Annotated in this window: 18 protein-coding genes and 1 riboswitch; all 18 genes read right to left on the bottom strand. The window is 46.7% G+C overall.

Annotated elements, in window-relative coordinates; all coding sequences use genetic code 11:
* Positions 1 to 61 precede the first annotated feature (61 nt).
* Positions 62 to 1246, bottom strand: a complete 1185-nt coding sequence (locus QFZ77_RS10895) for a DNA sulfur modification protein DndB (RefSeq protein WP_307439312.1) — start codon at positions 1244 to 1246, stop codon at positions 62 to 64.
* The gene (locus QFZ77_RS10890) at positions 1246 to 2400 is read right to left on the bottom strand and encodes a DNA sulfur modification protein DndB (protein ID WP_307439310.1); all 1155 of its coding nucleotides are present in this window, start codon (positions 2398 to 2400) and stop codon (positions 1246 to 1248) included. The genes QFZ77_RS10895 and QFZ77_RS10890 overlap by 1 nt, the downstream gene beginning before the upstream one ends.
* A 91-nt stretch (positions 2401 to 2491) precedes the next feature.
* Positions 2492 to 3667 (bottom strand): aminotransferase class I/II-fold pyridoxal phosphate-dependent enzyme, encoded by a 1176-nt coding sequence (locus tag QFZ77_RS10885; protein ID WP_307439308.1) that lies wholly within the window; start codon positions 3665 to 3667, stop codon positions 2492 to 2494.
* Between the two features lie 67 nt (positions 3668 to 3734).
* The gene (locus QFZ77_RS10880; protein ID WP_307439306.1) at positions 3735 to 4832 is read right to left on the bottom strand and encodes a site-2 protease family protein; all 1098 of its coding nucleotides are present in this window, start codon (positions 4830 to 4832) and stop codon (positions 3735 to 3737) included.
* Between the two features lie 7 nt (positions 4833 to 4839).
* Positions 4840 to 5208, bottom strand: a complete 369-nt coding sequence (locus QFZ77_RS10875; RefSeq protein WP_307449410.1) for an arsenate reductase family protein — start codon at positions 5206 to 5208, stop codon at positions 4840 to 4842.
* Positions 5209 to 5332: 124 nt separating this feature from the next.
* Positions 5333 to 6274, bottom strand: coding sequence for an RluA family pseudouridine synthase (locus QFZ77_RS10870; protein WP_307439304.1), 942 nt, complete (start codon positions 6272 to 6274; stop codon positions 5333 to 5335).
* Positions 6271 to 6840, bottom strand: coding sequence for a cob(I)yrinic acid a,c-diamide adenosyltransferase (locus QFZ77_RS10865; protein ID WP_057304810.1), 570 nt, complete (start codon positions 6838 to 6840; stop codon positions 6271 to 6273). The genes QFZ77_RS10870 and QFZ77_RS10865 overlap by 4 nt, the downstream gene beginning before the upstream one ends.
* Positions 6841 to 6842: 2 nt before the next feature.
* Entirely contained in the window at positions 6843 to 8447 is a 1605-nt protein-coding gene (locus tag QFZ77_RS10860; protein WP_307439300.1) for a cobyric acid synthase, read from the bottom strand.
* Positions 8437 to 9546, bottom strand: a complete 1110-nt coding sequence (gene cobD / locus QFZ77_RS10855; protein WP_307439298.1) for a threonine-phosphate decarboxylase CobD — start codon at positions 9544 to 9546, stop codon at positions 8437 to 8439. Before cobD ends, QFZ77_RS10860 begins: the two co-directional genes overlap by 11 nt.
* Before the next feature lie 170 nt (positions 9547 to 9716).
* Positions 9717 to 10562 carry an adenosylcobinamide-GDP ribazoletransferase gene (gene cobS / locus QFZ77_RS10850; RefSeq protein ID WP_307439296.1) on the bottom strand — a complete coding sequence of 282 codons (846 nt, stop codon included), beginning with the start codon at positions 10560 to 10562 and terminating at the stop codon, positions 9717 to 9719.
* Positions 10535 to 11524, bottom strand: coding sequence for an adenosylcobinamide-phosphate synthase CbiB (cbiB, locus tag QFZ77_RS10845; protein ID WP_307439295.1), 990 nt, complete (start codon positions 11522 to 11524; stop codon positions 10535 to 10537). Before cbiB ends, cobS begins: the two co-directional genes overlap by 28 nt.
* A 31-nt stretch (positions 11525 to 11555) precedes the next feature.
* Complete coding sequence (cobU, locus tag QFZ77_RS10840) at positions 11556 to 12116, bottom strand: bifunctional adenosylcobinamide kinase/adenosylcobinamide-phosphate guanylyltransferase (protein ID WP_307439293.1); 561 nt, start codon at positions 12114 to 12116, stop codon at positions 11556 to 11558.
* A 67-nt stretch (positions 12117 to 12183) separates the two neighbouring features.
* Positions 12184 to 13257, bottom strand: coding sequence for a nicotinate-nucleotide--dimethylbenzimidazole phosphoribosyltransferase (gene cobT / locus QFZ77_RS10835; protein WP_307439291.1), 1074 nt, complete (start codon positions 13255 to 13257; stop codon positions 12184 to 12186).
* A 23-nt stretch (positions 13258 to 13280) separates the two neighbouring features.
* On the bottom strand, positions 13281 to 14057 hold the full coding sequence (locus QFZ77_RS10830; protein ID WP_307439290.1) for an ABC transporter ATP-binding protein: 777 nt from the start codon (positions 14055 to 14057) through the stop codon (positions 13281 to 13283).
* A 5-nt stretch (positions 14058 to 14062) separates the two neighbouring features.
* Complete coding sequence (locus QFZ77_RS10825) at positions 14063 to 15100, bottom strand: FecCD family ABC transporter permease (protein ID WP_307439289.1); 1038 nt, start codon at positions 15098 to 15100, stop codon at positions 14063 to 14065.
* A 1-nt stretch (position 15101) separates the two neighbouring features.
* The gene (locus tag QFZ77_RS10820) at positions 15102 to 16118 is read right to left on the bottom strand and encodes an ABC transporter substrate-binding protein (protein ID WP_307439287.1); all 1017 of its coding nucleotides are present in this window, start codon (positions 16116 to 16118) and stop codon (positions 15102 to 15104) included.
* Between the two features lie 153 nt (positions 16119 to 16271).
* Positions 16272 to 16424: riboswitch (cobalamin riboswitch) on the bottom strand.
* 32 nt (positions 16425 to 16456) lie between these two features.
* On the bottom strand, positions 16457 to 16984 hold the full coding sequence (locus QFZ77_RS10815) for a type 2 periplasmic-binding domain-containing protein (protein ID WP_307439286.1): 528 nt from the start codon (positions 16982 to 16984) through the stop codon (positions 16457 to 16459).
* A gap of 61 nt (positions 16985 to 17045) precedes the next feature.
* Positions 17046 to 17312 (bottom strand): aspartyl-phosphate phosphatase Spo0E family protein, encoded by a 267-nt coding sequence (locus QFZ77_RS10810; protein ID WP_307439284.1) that lies wholly within the window; start codon positions 17310 to 17312, stop codon positions 17046 to 17048.
* Between the last annotated feature and the right edge of the window lie 10 nt (positions 17313 to 17322).

The raw sequence follows: 17322 nt of genomic DNA, 5'->3' as shown, positions 1-17322 counted from the left end.
GAATAAAACACAGCAAAAAGACAAATGAGATCAATATCCCATTTGTCTTTTTGCCCGTGTTTTATGATGCAGACGAAGCCACATCTTCTTCATCCGCACTTCCGCTTTCCGTGCCTTCAAGGAAGAATTGAACAAGCTTCACATGCTTTTTCAGCGATTTCTCGTGGATAAGATTGATCTTACCGTTATCCAACGCGCCAAATACGTAGATCAATTCCTCATTGTCATGCGACCAATCGAAGCCTTCCAGAAGCTGCAAAGAATTCGTCCATTCCTCGTTATACTCTCCGTTCGGGAATAAGAAACGATTGGCATACAGCGCAATACTTTCTTGAATCACACGATTTGCAGATGTATACTGCGCCAAGCCTGGTTGCTCTGGCATCATCGGCAGGACCGTATTAAAAAATTGGTGCAATATTTCTACATACGTCGATGGATCGTGGCGAATTTTACGCTGAAGCTCATAGGATGGCTGCATTCTGCCTGAAAAAAGCATCGTCGCCGTCGCATATAACCAGCTGAAACAAGTAAAGTTACGATTGAACGAAGTCAAGTTGTTGCGACGCTCAACACCGGCTGCTTTGAGATAGACATTATGATCGACAACCTGTTGAATAACCAGATTTAACGGGTCAATGGAGTCGAAGGAATGACCAAGCTCCTTACTCACCAGCTGGACTTTAGAGTTAATATCGCCGAACAACTGCTGCTCTTCTTCCTCTGTTAAGCCAATATAGATTTGCACAGCAAGCTGTGTTTCCATCAAATCTAGACGTCTTCCCTCAAGCTGATTAATTGTACCTTCTGTTTCCTCAACCTCTTGCTTAATTTCAGCATCCTCTGGAAACTTCCGTTGTTTAATCTTTAGCACCACTAATTTTTTCTCATACCGTCTAACTTCCTTTTGCATCTGATCATTCACATAGCCTAGTGCTAGGATACGATGCTGACCGTCCAAAATAGACAGCTTGGAACCATGCCTCAGAAGGAATTCCTTCTCGCCCTTGGACAGTTGATTCACTTCACGCAATGACAGCGTAACAGGTCCGAAGAACACATGATCGAGCTCCCGCTCCTGTAAATAGGTGGAGATTTTGCGTCTTTGCATGTTGCTCAGCTTACGCTGCACCATAGGGTCAATCATCGTATAATTCAGCAGATCCTGGACGCGTAAAGCAACAGTTGAAAGTCCAAACTTATCGCAAAAAGGATGAATGGTCATCTTAAGGCGTAATCCTTCCATTAGCTCACGTCCTCCTTGGAATTGTAAGAATCAGCATCGCTGATTAGAAATGCATTCTGATCTTGATAAAAGTTTTTGATATGGTTGTAGGCTTTCATAATGCGAGTCCGTCTCGGCAACCGATCCTTCTCTTCTCCCGCATAAATGTTGTTCCAATTCACATGCGGAAGTATTTTCAATACGTGCTCAAGTGCATAGCGATTAAATTTACCTGGTTTCGTAGCTTCTTCGTGCATAAACATGGCTAGTGCTATTTGGATATTCTCAGACCAAACGATTTCACCCTTAGCTGGTTCGGGCAAGTAATTCAGCAAGCCATTGAAATAGGTTCCCGCCAAGGATACAAGATCCTGCAGTTCTTTATCCTCATATTGATAGCCATTATTACGCGCTGCTGATTTCATTCTGCCTTCAAACAAAGCAATCAATATTTCAATCAGCAAGTGATAGGAGAACAAATACTCAGGTGACTTACCGCGTTCAGAGAACATATCTACGGTCAGTTTCTGCATAGCTGGCGCTTTGGCTGCAAGCTCCGTCGCAGCAACGTGATAGAATCTGCGCTGATCGCGAAGTACCGCCAGGTTGCCGCCAAGCTTGCGCGGAAGCTTATTAATGTCGGAGAACAACTGACGCTCTTGACGAGCATTAATGTCCAGATAGGTCATGGTTGAGATAGGGAAAGCGTACAAACGGCGCAGCTTCTCCGTGATCTCTTCCATCTTGTCGTACTCACGGCGATCCTTGGCACGAGCCATTTGACTTTGTAACGTCTCCATAATGCGTTGGAAAGCAGCCAAACGATGCTGACCATCCACAACGTACAATTTCTCAATAGGCTGCAAACGAAGCGCTTGTTGATCTTCGTCATAATGACCTGCTCCTCTTGCCGAGAAAATGATTCCCGGGAAATAAATAGGTTGGCGATCTTCTAAATACAAATTAACGTAATCAATTAGCTTAGAAAGATTACGCGGAATAATCGCACGTTGAACTTCTAAATCAACTTCATAGATTGAAAATAGTTTGCTCATGGGCAGTGTAGCTGCAATTGTCGCTTGCCCAAATGTTTGCCCCAAAATTCCGGGAATTTCTACGAACGATGAAGGCTTCTGCTCAGCTAAAAGCTCAGATAATGAGGAAATGGCATCCATATGCTTACCCCTTTCAACAAATAAGTTTTATTTCATTACGTAAACATCTATATGTCTCTCATTCTCCTATTTTTACCAATATCTCTAATTTTCATTCTAATTTACGAAGCCAATCTCCTATTCGCTTTGCCGCCTCAAGTAATCGACCCTCTTCTTGTACCAATGCGATTCGCACAAAGCCTTCTCCCTCGGCCCCGAAAGCGTCTCCAGGAATAACGACAACACCAGCATGATATAACATTTCCCGGGAAATTTGTCGAGATGTCCATCCTTTTGGAATCGGAGCCCATATGAACATGGTTGCCTTTGGTGGTGGTATAATCCAACCCGTTTCCGCTAGCGCCGAGATAAACACATTTCGTCTTCTTTCATACACATGGGCAACGGAGTGATTATGCTCCATGTCTTCCTCTAATGCTGCAATTCCAGCCGCTTGAATGGCACTGAATACACCGTAATCGATATTGGATTTCAGCGTTTTAAGAGCCTTCACTACGCCTGCATTTCCAGTTAGGAAAGCGATTCGGCAACCTGCCATATTAAAACTTTTTGACAGTGAATGAAACTCGACAGCAACCTCCTTAGCGCCTTCTATCTCCAAAATACTCATTGGCTGGTAGCCGTCAAAGGCCATTTCGGAGTAGGCAAGATCGTGTACGACAAGCAAGTCATGCTTCTTGGCATAGGTAATCAAATGCTCAAAGAAAGCACGATCTGCAACAGCAGACAATGGATTGCTTGGATAGTTAAGCAGGATGAATTTCGCCTTAGCAGCCACGTCTACTGGAATGTCCTCTAATTGGGGTAAAAAGTTGTGTTCTGCGCGCAGCGGCAGCAGGTAAGGTTCGACTCCCGCCAACACGAGACTTGCCGAATATATGGGGTAACCTGGATCGGGGACAATAGCAATGTCCCCAGGATCACAGAGTGAAAGCGCTAAGTGAGCAAGACCATCTTGTGAGCCCATCAGAGTCAGAATTTCACTTTCCGGACTGAGCTCCACACCGAATCTATAGCTGTACCATCTGGCAACCGTTTCTCGAAACGCTAAACTTCCTTCGGAATTTGGATAACCATAATGCGCAGGGTTACGAACGGCTTCAGTAATCGCTTCAATAATTCGATCAGAAGGAGGTAGATCAGGACTTCCTATACCTAAATCTATGACGTCTACCCCTTGGTTCATAACCTCTCTCTTCCAATCTGCTACTTCTGAAAAAATAGCCGATCCTAGTTGACTAAGTCTCTTTGATCCTGTAATTTTCATGGTTTATATCCTCTTTATGATGAATTCACTTCATATCATTAATTAATAGGGCGAGAACTGTAAAGCGTTAATCGATAATTCCCACTTGATGAACAAGTCTTATCATATATAGCAAAAACAAAACGAGCGCAAGATAAGCGATTCCAAATTTCCAACGTGTTTTCGCAGGGACATCATAGTAAACCTCCTGTATCCCTAGAGGTGAATAATCCACTTTTATTTGCAACCCTAAATAAAAACAATTCTCTTTCTGCATACGTTCCACTTTGATTAATTGAACTCTTTTAATAATGGATTGCTGAGGCAATAAAGCATGACCCTCGAATCCGATCCCCTGCCAGTACATCACAATGGTTTGTCTACTTTCCGCAGGGCCCTGCAAATCCGAGTAAGTTAAATATTCTAGATCTCGTGTGTGATTTTCCCCCGGAATGATATATCCCTGCTGGAGCAAATGATCAGCCGCAAAATCAAACCGAGTGGAAACCGAAAGAAGCTCTTCTCGATTTCTGTATTTCACGTATTTTTTATACAAATCCCAACCAAACATGGCCCATATGGCGAAGAAAATAAGTTGACTTACACGGCTATTTATATAGAAAATAAATACCAAACCGCCGATTAAACCTAGTATCCATAACCAACGAGTGACTGCTGTAGAAATTCGCCCGCCATCTAGAGGATGAATAGGGAGTAAATTAATTAAATTTAAATAAAATGCGGCATAGGCAACCGAAACAATGACAGGAGAATCGGTATATACGCCCAAACCAAAAGCGGCAACACCACCAATGGTCCCAAGAATAGGCCCCCCTATGCCAATAAACGCTTCTGTTGCTGCATCGGTAGGATTCTTTTTCATTGTAATCAGTGCTCCAAGAAAAGGGATAAATACTGGCGCTGACACTGGAAGCCCCTTTATCTTGGCAGCGAAAACATGACCGAGTTCATGGATAAGAATCATCAGAACAATGCCAATCGCAAAGGGTAATGGAGCGAGATAGGCATAAGCCCAAATAGTAATGAACATCGAGATGATGGCTCCGCCAGCTTTACCAAGCTTTAGTAAGCCTAAGAGCAGTTTCCCTTGGGATAATAGAACAGCTATGAAACCGCCAATGGCTAGTGGTGACTTTTTACCTGCTGGTTTCTTCTTCTCTTCCAACCTAAGATCACCCCTTCGCCCATACTTCGTCATACTCAGCTTCCTTGAAGCCCACTGTTACTTTATGGCCATCGGTTACGATCGGACGCTTAATCAACCTGCCGTTCGAGGCGAGCAATTCGAGCATTTGCTCTTGCGACATGCTGGGTAGTTTGTCTTTCAGGCTCATCTCTTTATATACTTCTCCGGACGTATTAAAAAACTTTTTGATTTCCAGACCGCTATCACTAAGCAGCTTAGCCAATTCCTTGGCAGAGGGCGGCGTATCGAATACAGCGACATTTTCTGTAATATCTACATGATGATCTTTCAACCACTTTACGGCACTACGGCATGTCCCGCATTTATCGTAACAAAATACTTTTACTCCCATGATGTTTAAAGCTCCTTTAAGTCTAAGTTGATATGAAACGAACTACTTAAAATTCTGATCTAATTGATAAGGAAAGTCAAGTTATAACAAAGAAAAACCATCCTACAAAAGGGATGGTTCTGAATATCTAGTTACTTTCCTGCAGCCATGATTGTAAAACAGTTAAATCCGCTGGCAGAGGAGCATGAAACTCCGTCCATTCCCTTGTTCCTGGATGCACAAAGCCCAGTTTATACGCGTGCAAAGCCTGGCGATTGAGCCGTTCACTGGCCTCTAATGCTGATAAACTCTGCTCAAACTCAGGAAGTGTGTACATCTTATCTCCAAGCAGTGGATGTCCCAAATGGCGCATATGCACACGAATTTGATGTGTCCGGCCGGTTTCAAGCCATATTCGAACTAAAGCGGCATGCGCGAATTGTTCCACAACCTCATAATGAGTTACTGCCGAATATCCGTCAGGGGTAACGATACGAACATGCGGCTGTTCAGGATCGCGATCAATGGGTTCATTGATCGTTCCGCTTTTCGCTGTGATGACGCCCCATACAAAGGCCAGGTATTCTTTTTTCACCTGATGCTGAATCATCTGCTCTGATATTTGCTGGTGCACATAGGGCGTCTTTGCGATTGCCAATACACCTGATGTATCTTGGTCAAGCCTATGAACGGGGCGGAAACGGCACGTAATGCCCGCTTGCTGCCAGTGATACACAACGCTATTGGCGATCGTGTTCAAATAATGCCCATGCGTCGGATGTACGATGATACCTGCATCCTTGGCTAGTATTAACAGATGCTCATCTTCATGCAGAATGTGCAGAGGAAGATCCTGCGGCAAGATATCCTCGGATTGCTCTTCTTCCATGCGAATCTCTACACGATCGCCAGCTTTCACCTTAATGTTGATGTATTGCCTTACCCCATTCACCGTTATTCCCTGCTCGGTCAGTTTAATGCGGGATAGCAATTTGCGAGAGACCATCAATCTTTTTTGCAGCACCGTCTTGAGTATAAAGCCCTCTTCCTCAGGCGGTACGATGTATACTAACGGTTCATAATAACTCATGATTTACGTCTAAACACCTCAGCGCTTCGCACATATTCCACATCCGTAATACCTTCACGGTGATTCGCAGTGCGGGCAATGGTGAAGAATAAATCGGACAGTCGGTTCAAGTATCTGCGCACTTCTGGATTAATTGCCTGTGTTCGCGCTAGCGTTACCACCCGGCGTTCTGCTCTACGGCATACGGTACGGCAAACATGAAGTGTGGATGAAACGGTGCCGCCGCCCGGCAAAATGAATCGTGTAATATCCGGAGTTTCAGCATCGTATTTATCAATCCAAGTCTCAAGCATATCGACCATTTCCGCTGTTACTTTATAAGGACGCAGCTCTTGCTTCAAGAGAGCAAGATCTGAACCGCAATCAAACAATTCATGCTGCACCTGCAGCAGATCCGGGAGTAAATCAGGATACTTCTCAGGATCCATAAAGCTCATCGCCTGACCCACATAACAATTCAGTTCATCCGTTGTGCCATAAGCCTCAACACGATCATCGTCTTTATCCACACGACCACCGATTACGCCTGTTTGCCCCGCATCTCCAGTTCGAGTATAAATTTTCATTTTCAAACATCCTCCCTTTTCCAAGGCTTTGATATATCCATCATCTCATAAACACGATTCATATCCAAGTGACATCTAACGTGGTCAGCCAATCTATCGAAGGCAGCCTCTCGACGTTCTTTAAAACGAAGGCCACCATCAATTAGGGATAATCCTTTATGCTTGCGAATACGATTTAACCAGGCTCTGCGGAAGTCATCATTATGCAATATCCCGTGTAAATACGTCCCCCAAACGCGCCCATGATCCGCAGCTGCCCCATCTCCGTGCAGAACATTGTCAGAGCTTTCATCATCGAGGCTGGTAAAAGCCTTAATCTGGAAAGGCGTTACCATTTCTTGCAAATAACGCGTCCGCCCCATGTGGATTTCATAACCATCAATGACAATCTCAGAGCTATTTTCAGCAAAGAGTGTACTGCTTCCCTGAACTTGAACGGTCCGTTTATCGGAAGTAAATACCGTCTCCGTTGGTAAAAGCCCTAGTCCTTCTAGCTCAGGATGATCTGATTCATAGCCGTTTGGATCAAGCAGCTTGGCGCCCAACATCTGATAGCCAGCACAGATACCGGCGACCCAACCATTCTCTGTTTGCGCGAAAACCTTCACTCGTTCTGCCAAACCAGATTCATTCAAATACCTTAAATCGTCCATCGTATTCTTGCTGCCTGGGAGCAAAACGGCATCCGGTTCACCCCATTCGGATAGGTGGGTAATATAGCGGAAATGGACATCTTTCTCCTCTTGCAGGGGATCGAAATCCGTAAAATTAGAGAGACGTGGCAAGCGAATGACCGCGATATCCAGCTGTTCTGCCAGTTTCCCTTGAGAGCTTTCAATCCGTTTACTCTGCATGCGCTTGGAATCTAGTGAAGCTGAGTCCTCATCCTCAATGCCTAACTGCGGCAGATAAGGAATGACCCCAAGAACAGGTTTCCCCGTCTTCTCTTCTAGCCAATCCAAGCCCGGTTTCAGCAGACTAACATCTCCACGAAACTTATTTATAATAAAGCCTTTAACCCGGTCTCTTTCCTCAGGTGTCAAGATCTCCAAAGTGCCTACGATTGATGCAAATACGCCTCCACGATCAATATCAGCAACAAGAAGCACAGGAGCGTCTGCCCAACCCGCCAGCCGCATATTTACAATATCGCGGTCCTTCAGATTAACCTCAGCAGGGCTTCCCGCCCCCTCTAGCACCACTACATCATATTGACTGCGCAGCCGGATTAAAGCTTCCTTCACAATCACTTCAGCCTGCGGCAAATAGGTCTCTCTATACGTCCTTGCATCAAGATCAGAGTATGGCTTCCCATGAACAACGACCTGAGCAACCATGTCTTGCTTCGGCTTAAGCAGGATCGGATTCATATCCGTTGTGGCTAAAATACGACAGGCATCCGCCTGTACCCCTTGTGCTCGGCCAATCTCTTTGCCATCAAATGTAACATATGAATTAAGGGACATATTTTGCGACTTGAATGGCGCCGTTTGCCAGCCGTCTTGAACTAAAATGCGGCACAGTGCGGCCGTTAGAATGCTTTTACCCACGTCGGAAGCTGTGCCCTGGACCATCAATGTTGCAGCTTGTATAGTCTTATTCGTCATCAGCTTGCCCCCGGTTCTGCATGAATTCTGCCATCATGTGACGTAACCCAGCTATTAACCGTTCGTTGTCTTCGCGAAGACGTATCGCAACCCGGCAGTAGCGTTTATCCAATCCTTCAAACAAAGAAGCATCTCTGATTAAAATACCTTGATGCCCCAAATGCTTCTGGGCCATCTTCACATCGATGCCCATCCACTCAGGAAACGAAAAAAGCAAAAAATTCACATCACTAGGCACGACCTCAAGACCCAATTGCTCAAGCTGCAAGGTGAGCCATAGCTTCTCTTCCTTCAGCCACTGCCAGCTGGACTTCTCAAATTCCTCATCATCAAGAACAGCTGTACCGATGCGCTGTGCTAAATAATTGACACTCCACTGCACCTGAAGATGTTGGATTTGCCGAATCATATCCGGGTGAGCCACCATAAAGCCTAAGCGTATACCCGGGATGGAATAAAATTTCGTCATCGAGCGGATGACGACAAGCTGCTGACTAGTGGAAGCGAGTTTGAGTAAAGAGTGTTCCTGCTCATTTGGCACAAAATCCATGAAGGCCTCATCGAGCACCAATCTACGGTTGCTCTGCATAAGCATATCCAACACTTGACGAGGAACCAGCTTCCCTGTTGGATTATTCGGATGACCTAGAAAGAACAAGTCCACTGCCGAATATGCGGCTTCAATATCTTGCTTCTGCAATTCAAAATAGTGTTTTGACGTTAGAGGAATGTTGTAAATACTCCCTCCTGATTTATGAACAGCTTCCTCATATTCACTAAAAGAAGGCATCGCTAATCCGGTAACAGAGGACTTTAACACTCGAGCAGTCAGATCGATCAGTTCCGCTGCCCCGTTGCCAACCAGAATGCTTTCCACCCCGATATCATATTTCAATGAAAGCTTGTTTCTCAGCTCACGCACGGCGGGGTCGGGATATTTGACCATATCGCGCCACCCGTCTCTGAGAATATGCTTCACAACCGAAGGAGGACCTAACGGATTCATATTCGAGCTGAAATCCAAGAATTGCTCCTTCGGACGGCCAAAGGCTTCTTCCGCCGTCCAAAGGTCGCCTCCATGCCCATAGCGTTCTAGCATGAAATTCACTCCTTTCACATTGGTATGAGTTATATACATTTGAGGCTGCGACTATCTCTGATCTATTGGAATTTCTATTGTGACTTCCCGAAACAGAAAGTGTATTGCATTGGAGAAAATTGAATGTAGGATGAACACTGAATAAATGAATCCTTCTCTGTTGTCTACCCTCACAAAGCTGTTACGAAAATGGTAATGCCCAACAAAAGTAGTGTTTCGAGGAGTTCATTCAAGGCACCATATGTATCTCCAGTTAAACCGCCTAATTTACGGCTTATATACGTGGCTAAAAGCCAACCTATTAGAATTGTGCCTATAGCAAAGCTAAAAATAATAGTTAAACCATAGAATAAGGAGAAAGATATCACGCTAGAATCAAGCCATGTGGAAAACATAGTGACAAAAAGCGTAGTAGTAAAGAGGGCTACTATTCCGGACATAGTCACATGCCATTTGGTAACTCCTCGAAAAAAACTCCCTAAACCTGAGTCTCGCCGGGCATAGGGCCAACCATAAATAGCTGCAACCATAAACCAACGACTCCAGATGGGAACGATGGCAAGTAAGAAGCATACACTGCCCATTCCACCAGTACCTAGCAAGGTGTAAAGAAGCGAAAATTTGAGGAGCAGGTGGAGAACACAAACGATGACACCCATGGCGCCTACGCGACTGTCTTTCATGATTTCCAGCATTTGCTCACGGGGTCTGTGGCTAAGAATACCATCAGCGGTATCCATTAGCCCATCTAGATGCAGGCCGCCTGTTAAGACGACCCAGAACCCAAGCAGCAGAACGGCTGCGGGCATCGCAGGCAGGACAAGGCTTAACCCTTCGCCTGCTAGGAGTAAAAGAAGACCGATGACGAATCCCGCTAGCGGATAGAATATCACGCTTCTTCGGAATACTCGGTCTGTATAGTCAATTTGCACAGGAATCGGCAAACGGGTTAAAAACTGAAAGGCTGCTATGCAAGCACGCAGCCAGTCTAGTAAAACAGTACGAGTAGTATGCACAGCAATCCTCCCATCACTACAAAGCTGACGCCGTAAAGCATCCTCACGGCGTAGACAATATCCTGCTGCATCCGTGGACGCAGCGGCCAGCCCAGGCGGGCGCGCTCACTCGCAGCGCCGCCATAGACGTTCAGCCCGCCCAGCTCAATTCCGAGTGCCCCGGCTACCGCCGACTCCGGAATTCCGCTATTCGGGCTGGGGTGCAGGTGCGCGAAGCGGCGAATCGCTGCCGCTGAGCGCTTCGCCGAGAGGCCCGGCTGCAGCAGGGCGACGAGGATCAACAGGAGGCCGGTCAGCCTAGCCGGGATCCAGTTCATAACGTCGTCCCAGCGGGCCGACGCCCAGCCGAAATGACGGTATCTGTCATTTCGGTAGCCCACCATCGAATCCAGTGTATTCGATGCCCGGTACAGCATCGCGAGCGGCGCTCCGCCGATCAGCGCATAGAACAAAGGCGAGATGACCGCGTCGACGATGTTCTCCGCAACGGTCTCCACGACTGCACGCGTCAGTTCTTCCTCACCGAGCTCATCCGTATCTCGGCCTACGATGTAGCCCGTGTACTTGCGAGCATCTGCGAGATTCCCTATACGCAGCGGATTGTAAACTAGATAAGCGGCATCTTTTAATCCTTTAATAGCTATCGTTGTGGAAATGAACCACGTAGAGACCAAGTATCCAAGCCACTCATGTATCGAGCGAGCAGCAAGAATGAGCACCAATATAAGGCAAAAGCTTAGCATTACAGTAGAGACTGTAAGCAGCATACCCTTAGCTCTCAGCCATCCAGACGATTTAACTGACGTCTCTTTTCCTTTATGTAACTTGCCTTCTACCCAGCGAATGAAGCGTCCGATGAGAATAACCGGATGTGTCGGCCACTTCGGATCACCAATCAGCCAGTCCAGCGCAATGGCAGCTGCCGTCATACTAACGATCTCCTGCCAAGAATATATCCACATATTGATCACCGTTCCATGCCTAAAGCCTTATTTATTCCAGTCGATAAGCTCTGCTTTTTAGCTCCATGGGTATGCCTACAGTGACAAGGAATACCTGCTGACATACCTCAGCTAAGCGTTGATTCATTCGTCCTGCCAGATCACGAAAACTGCGGCCAAGCGGATATTCCGGCACAATGCCGTCACCCACTTCATTCGTAACCAAGATGAGGTGTCCACGGTAGGAGGAGACTTCTTCTACAAGCTCGTCTATGCGTTTCATTACCCGAGCAAACGCATCTACATCTCCCTCATGATGGAGCAACCAGTTGGACAGCCAAAGTGTCAAACAGTCGACCAAGACCACAGCTTCCTCCCCGCTCTCCTGCAAGCAGAGCAATAGCTCCCGCAGTTGGAAAGGCTCCTCCCGGGTATCCCATGGATACCCCGAGGCAAGCCTCATCTGCTGATGCAGCTCAACCCGCTCCTTCATTTCCTCATCATAGATGTGGGAAGTCGCGATATAAATCCCTCGTTCGCTGCCATGCATGGCGAGCTTCTCCGCGAAGGAACTCTTGCCGCTGCGCGCGCCGCCCGTAACCAAAACCGCCATGGCGTCTTCGCCTCCTTATCGATGCTTACTGCGTAAGCTTGCCTTTTATCGGCATGCCCCTAAACGGCTAACCCCGCGACACGCCTGCGCTTTCGAATGTCGCCATTTCCTTCATGATTTTGCCTGCGGCATCGATCAAGTGAAAGGCAAGCACCGCGCCCGTTCCTTCGCCCAGGCGCATATCCATCTGCAGCATCGCTGCGAGGCCAACCGCTTCGAGCAGCTTCGCATGTCCCTGCTCCTGCGATAAGTGCGAGGCGAGCATGTAGGACGCGCTTAGCGGTGCTAATCGGCTCGCCACAAGCGCAGCGGCCGACGAGATGAAGCCGTCGACGACCACCGGACAACGATTCTTCGCTGCGCCGAGAATCACGCCAACAAGTCCGGCGATCTCCAATCCGCCGACCTTCATCAACACATCGAGCGCGTACTCAGCGCTTGATCTGTTCACCTCACCCACAACAAGCCCATTAACAGCCAAAGCCTTATTCACAACCGACACTTTATGCCGCCATTTGTCATCATCAATGCCCGTTCCCCGGCCAACAGCAATGCAGGCATCCAAGCCCGTCAATGCGCACAGAATCGCTGCGCTGGCCGTTGTATTGCCAATCCCCATCTCTCCCATAGCAAAGAGTCGATAGCCCTTTTCCACCAACTCATCTACAACTTCTACACCAGCTTGTATTGCCTGCACAGTCTCATCCAACGTTAATGCCGCTTCACGCGCCATATTACGTGTCCCTTTTCTTACTTTGCGAGAAACGAGATTAGGATGCTCCAGGTCAGCATTAACCCCCATATCGACACAGACAACTTCAGCGCCGGCATGTCTGGCAAGAACGTTGACAGCAGCCCCGCCATATAGGAAATTAAGCACCATTTGAGGCGTTACTTCCGCCGGATATGCACTAATCCCTTCCTCACATACGCCGTGATCCCCGGCCATTACGATGACCGCTTTTTTATCAAAAACCGGCATCACTTCGCCCGTAATTCCGGCAACCTGACGCGCAATATCTTCCAGTTTCCCTAGGCTTCCCTGCGGTTTCGTCAATTGATTCAAATGCTCATTCGCTTGGTTCACCACATCTTGATGAACAGGCTTAATGCTATCTATAATCGCTTGCAACTTATCCATGACTGTGTCCTCCTATAGCTGAACTATTTTCCTGGCTGTAATAAAATTTGCGGCGCATCGTTAACGGGGTGCTGCAGGACAATCGGTTCAGTTCCATACACTTCGCTGATTAATCCGCTGGTAATGATTTCATCAGGTGTTCCTATCGCTGCTAGCTCGCCATTATGTACAACCATTAATCGCGTGCAGTACTGTGCAGCCAAATTCAAGTCATGCAGGACAGCTACAACCGTCAACTCGGATTCGCACTGCCATTCCTTGATGTAGTCCATCATCTGTACTTGATATCCGATATCCAGGAACGTTGTTGGTTCATCCAGCATAAGCAGCCGTGGCTGCTGCGCCATCACTTTAGCAAGCGCGACACGCTGCCGTTCACCGCCGCTGAGGCGCTCGATTGTTCGATCAATCAGCGGTTCCAAGTGCAGCTTTCGGACAATACCCTCAATTAAACCTTCCGCATCAGCCGACTCCTCACCGAGCCAATTCTGAAAAGGATATCGGCCCATCTCCACCACTTCACGGACCGTAAAGCCTACTGGAGGCAGCGCATCCTGCTGAAGGACAGCAAGCCATCTAGCCAGTTCTTTCCGTGAATAAGCGGATACTAACCGGCCATCGAGTTCAACACTTCCGTTTTTAACAGGATCAATCCCTGATATTAGACGGAGTAACGTCGACTTACCGCTGCCGTTTGGCCCAATAATGCCAAAAAATTCACCCTGCTTGATCTCAAAGCTGATGTTCTCCAGCACTTGTTGTTCCCTAAAGCTTTGGGAAAGGTGCTCCACTTTAATCATCTTGATCAACCTCTTAACGTTTTCTTATCCTTATGGAGCAAATAAGCAAAAAATGGCGCGCCCAAAAATGCCGTGATGACTCCGAGTGGAATTTCGGTTGGACTCAGCAGGGTGCGGGCAAGTGTATCTGCCCAGAGGACATAAATGCCGCCGCCAATTGCGGACAATGGAATAATCAAGCGATAATCCGGCCCTACCAATAATCGAACTAAATGTGGCACGATGAGCCCGACAAAGCCGATTACACCAGCAACGGATACCGCAGCGGCAGTAAGGAATGTAGCCACAATAAGTACAATCAGCTTCGTACGCTCTACACTAACACCGAGATGTGACGCCTGCCGCTCACCCAGAGCCAGTAAATTTAACGACCTTGCATAGCTAAGCAGCACGACAAAACCGATAAATAAATAGGGTGAAATGATATATGTATACGACCAACCTCGCATTGCCAAGCTGCCCATTAGCCAGAAAATAATTTCATTAATGACTTGATTGGAAATAGACACCATGAATGATACGATTGCCCCTAGAAATGCCTGCATGACCACGCCTGATAAAATAAGCGTCTCCATCTTCAGCTTCCCTTCGATCTGAGCAAGCTTAAGAACCAGAAATAAAGAAAAAAGTCCCGTTACGAAGGCAACAATAGGAATCGACCATTGTCCAAACCACGCCACTTGCAGCCCAAAATAGATTAAAAATGCGGCTCCTACAGAAGCCCCCGAGGATACACCGAGTGCATAAGGATCCGCAAGTGGATTGCGCAGCACACCTTGAAAAGCTGCCCCTGCAATTGAAAGTGAGGCCCCTACAAGAATCCCGAGTAATACACGGGGAAATCGCACTTTATTGATAATTTGTTCCGACGACTGCGGCCAGGTGGCATCGATGTGATCTCCCAGCCAAGGAAGATGCTTGGCGAGAATACTGGCAATTTGCAGAACCGGAAGATTAGCGGTACCCAGCGACAAGCTCGCCACAATAGAAAGAAGAAGGAGTATGACCCCTACTCCTCCCCATAGCATTAATTTTCTTTTCATTTTATTTCACCAGTTCGGGATAAATGCCTTTCGCCATTTCAAGCAGCCCATCGGTCATTCTTGGACCCGGACGACTGAGCATGTCCTGGTCGAGGCCAATCACCTGCTTATTTTTCACGGCATCAATGGCATCCCAACCGCTTCGTGTGCGGATAATTTCCTCTAGCGGTTTCTTGCTCTTACTATCAACTACGCCATTGGCGAACAGAATCACACCTGGGTTTTGTTGAATAATTTTCTCTTCACTGATTTGATACCAGCCTTTTCCGTCTCCTGCAACGTTAATCCCGCCACATAGCTTGATAAGCTCATCCATAAATTCACCGCTGCCAACTGTCCATCCCGGGGCAAATTCAATGTATACCTTTTTCTTGTTCTCTTGCTTCACGTCTTTCACTGCATTAACAACCTTTTGACGGTCCGCTTTCATCTTAGCAACCACTTTTTCCGCTTGCTCCTGATGATCCGTAATAATTCCGTATGTTTGAATATTCGCAATGGCATCATCCACCGTTTTGGGCTCCACTTTAAACACATTGATATTCAAAGCACGCAGCTTTTCTACCGTATCGGATTTCATAGAAACCCCAGTAAACACAATATTTGCGTTAGATGCGATCACCGCTTCTTGGTTAGGTTTCGTTATGCTGCCAAGCTTCGGCTTCGTTTTCGCCGCTTCTGGATAATCATCAAAATCAGATACGCCAACAATATTAGCCTCCAGCCCAATTGCAAAAAGGGCTTCAGTCTCCGCCGGAGACACAGATGCAATACGCTCAGGCGCTTTATCAAAGGTAAACTCCTTGCCCGTAGCATCCTTTATTTTCAATGGATAGACCGTCTTTTTGGCTGCTGTTGATGGTGCTGCCGTCGTTGCAGCAGGAGCTTTCGTCCCCTCCCCGCCAAGCTTAGACGGATTAGAAATTTCCGTTTCCTTTTTGCCGCAAGCTGCGAGACTAAATGCTGTTACTAGCGCTACTGTAAGAATAAATGCTTTTTTTACTGAATTCCTTTTCATCTGGCAAACCCTCTCTCTAAACAATTTATTTCGATTGACCCTAACAAAAAAGCCCCTTTGTTCTCGAAGGAACAAAGGGGACGATAAATCGCGGCGCTCAGCAACCCCTAAGGTTGCTTCCTGATTTAACGCGATCCTTTTCCTCGAAGGATGTCGTAAACGGCACCATGGGCAGGTATCCTGGCTCTCCTGGCAACTCATGCCTGGATTACAGTGGCGGGACCGCGCCGGACTTTAACCGGCTTCCCTTTTAAGTGGCAATCTCTTCGTAATGAGCTTACCAGCACCTATGGCTGCATATTTTACTATCAATCTATTTGTCGATTATAGACTTCTTGTTACTTTTGTGCAATTACTTTGAGCACTTGCTTCGACTCATTCAACTTCGGAGCATTTTGAGGAATAAAAGCCACCAAGCCTTTTCCTTCAAAACCTTGCTCTTTCATCCATTTGTTTCCTGTAAGAGGAATACCATATAGATGCTTTTCAGCAGGTTTGCCCTCTTCTGCTATTTGAATAACGCCATCCGGATAGTCTTCCGGTTTGATGGTATCATCCAAAGAAACGAATCCCGCTTGATTACTTAGTGATTTGAATTGATCTTCGGCAAGAATGAAGATGCCGTTGCCTCCTGCTGCCAGCTCTACAATCATTTTTTCCATCGAGAATATAGGTGATGTATTGATTTTGACTGTAGGAACCTCGCCCACCTTGGATTTCAAAGAAGCCTCCAGCTTGTCCCCCGCTTCACTTGGAAAACCATTAGAGCCCATTATAAATATAGATACATCCGGCTTCGGCCCGCCGCAACCCGTAAGCATCACCATAAGCCCCACCATCATAACCAACAGCCATTTCACTTTCATGTTGTGAGCGTACCTCCGTTTGTTATCTGAATCCATCGATAGTCGCGAGAAAAGTCGGTTTTCACCGACTTTTTTTCCCATTATGCATATATTCATTTATTTTTTGGTCTAGGATTGTGCTTAATTCGACGACGGAATCAGATGTCATTTCTTCCCCATCAAAAACCATCTGTTCTAACCTGCGTCGCAGAGAATGAATCTCTTCTTCTAGTAAGGTAAGGGAGTTTTGCTTCTTCGCACGCTTGGTCAACCAACGTTGTCCGAAATCTTGTTCACGAATTTGAAAATGTTTTTGATAGGTTGATAGTTGATATTCCAAAAAAGCCATGCTCATCCCT

Source organism: Paenibacillus sp. V4I3, assembly GCF_030817215.1.
In the GTDB taxonomy this organism is placed as follows: Bacteria; Bacillota; Bacilli; order Paenibacillales; family NBRC-103111; genus Paenibacillus_E.
This window is presented reverse-complemented; position numbering and strand designations above follow the sequence as displayed.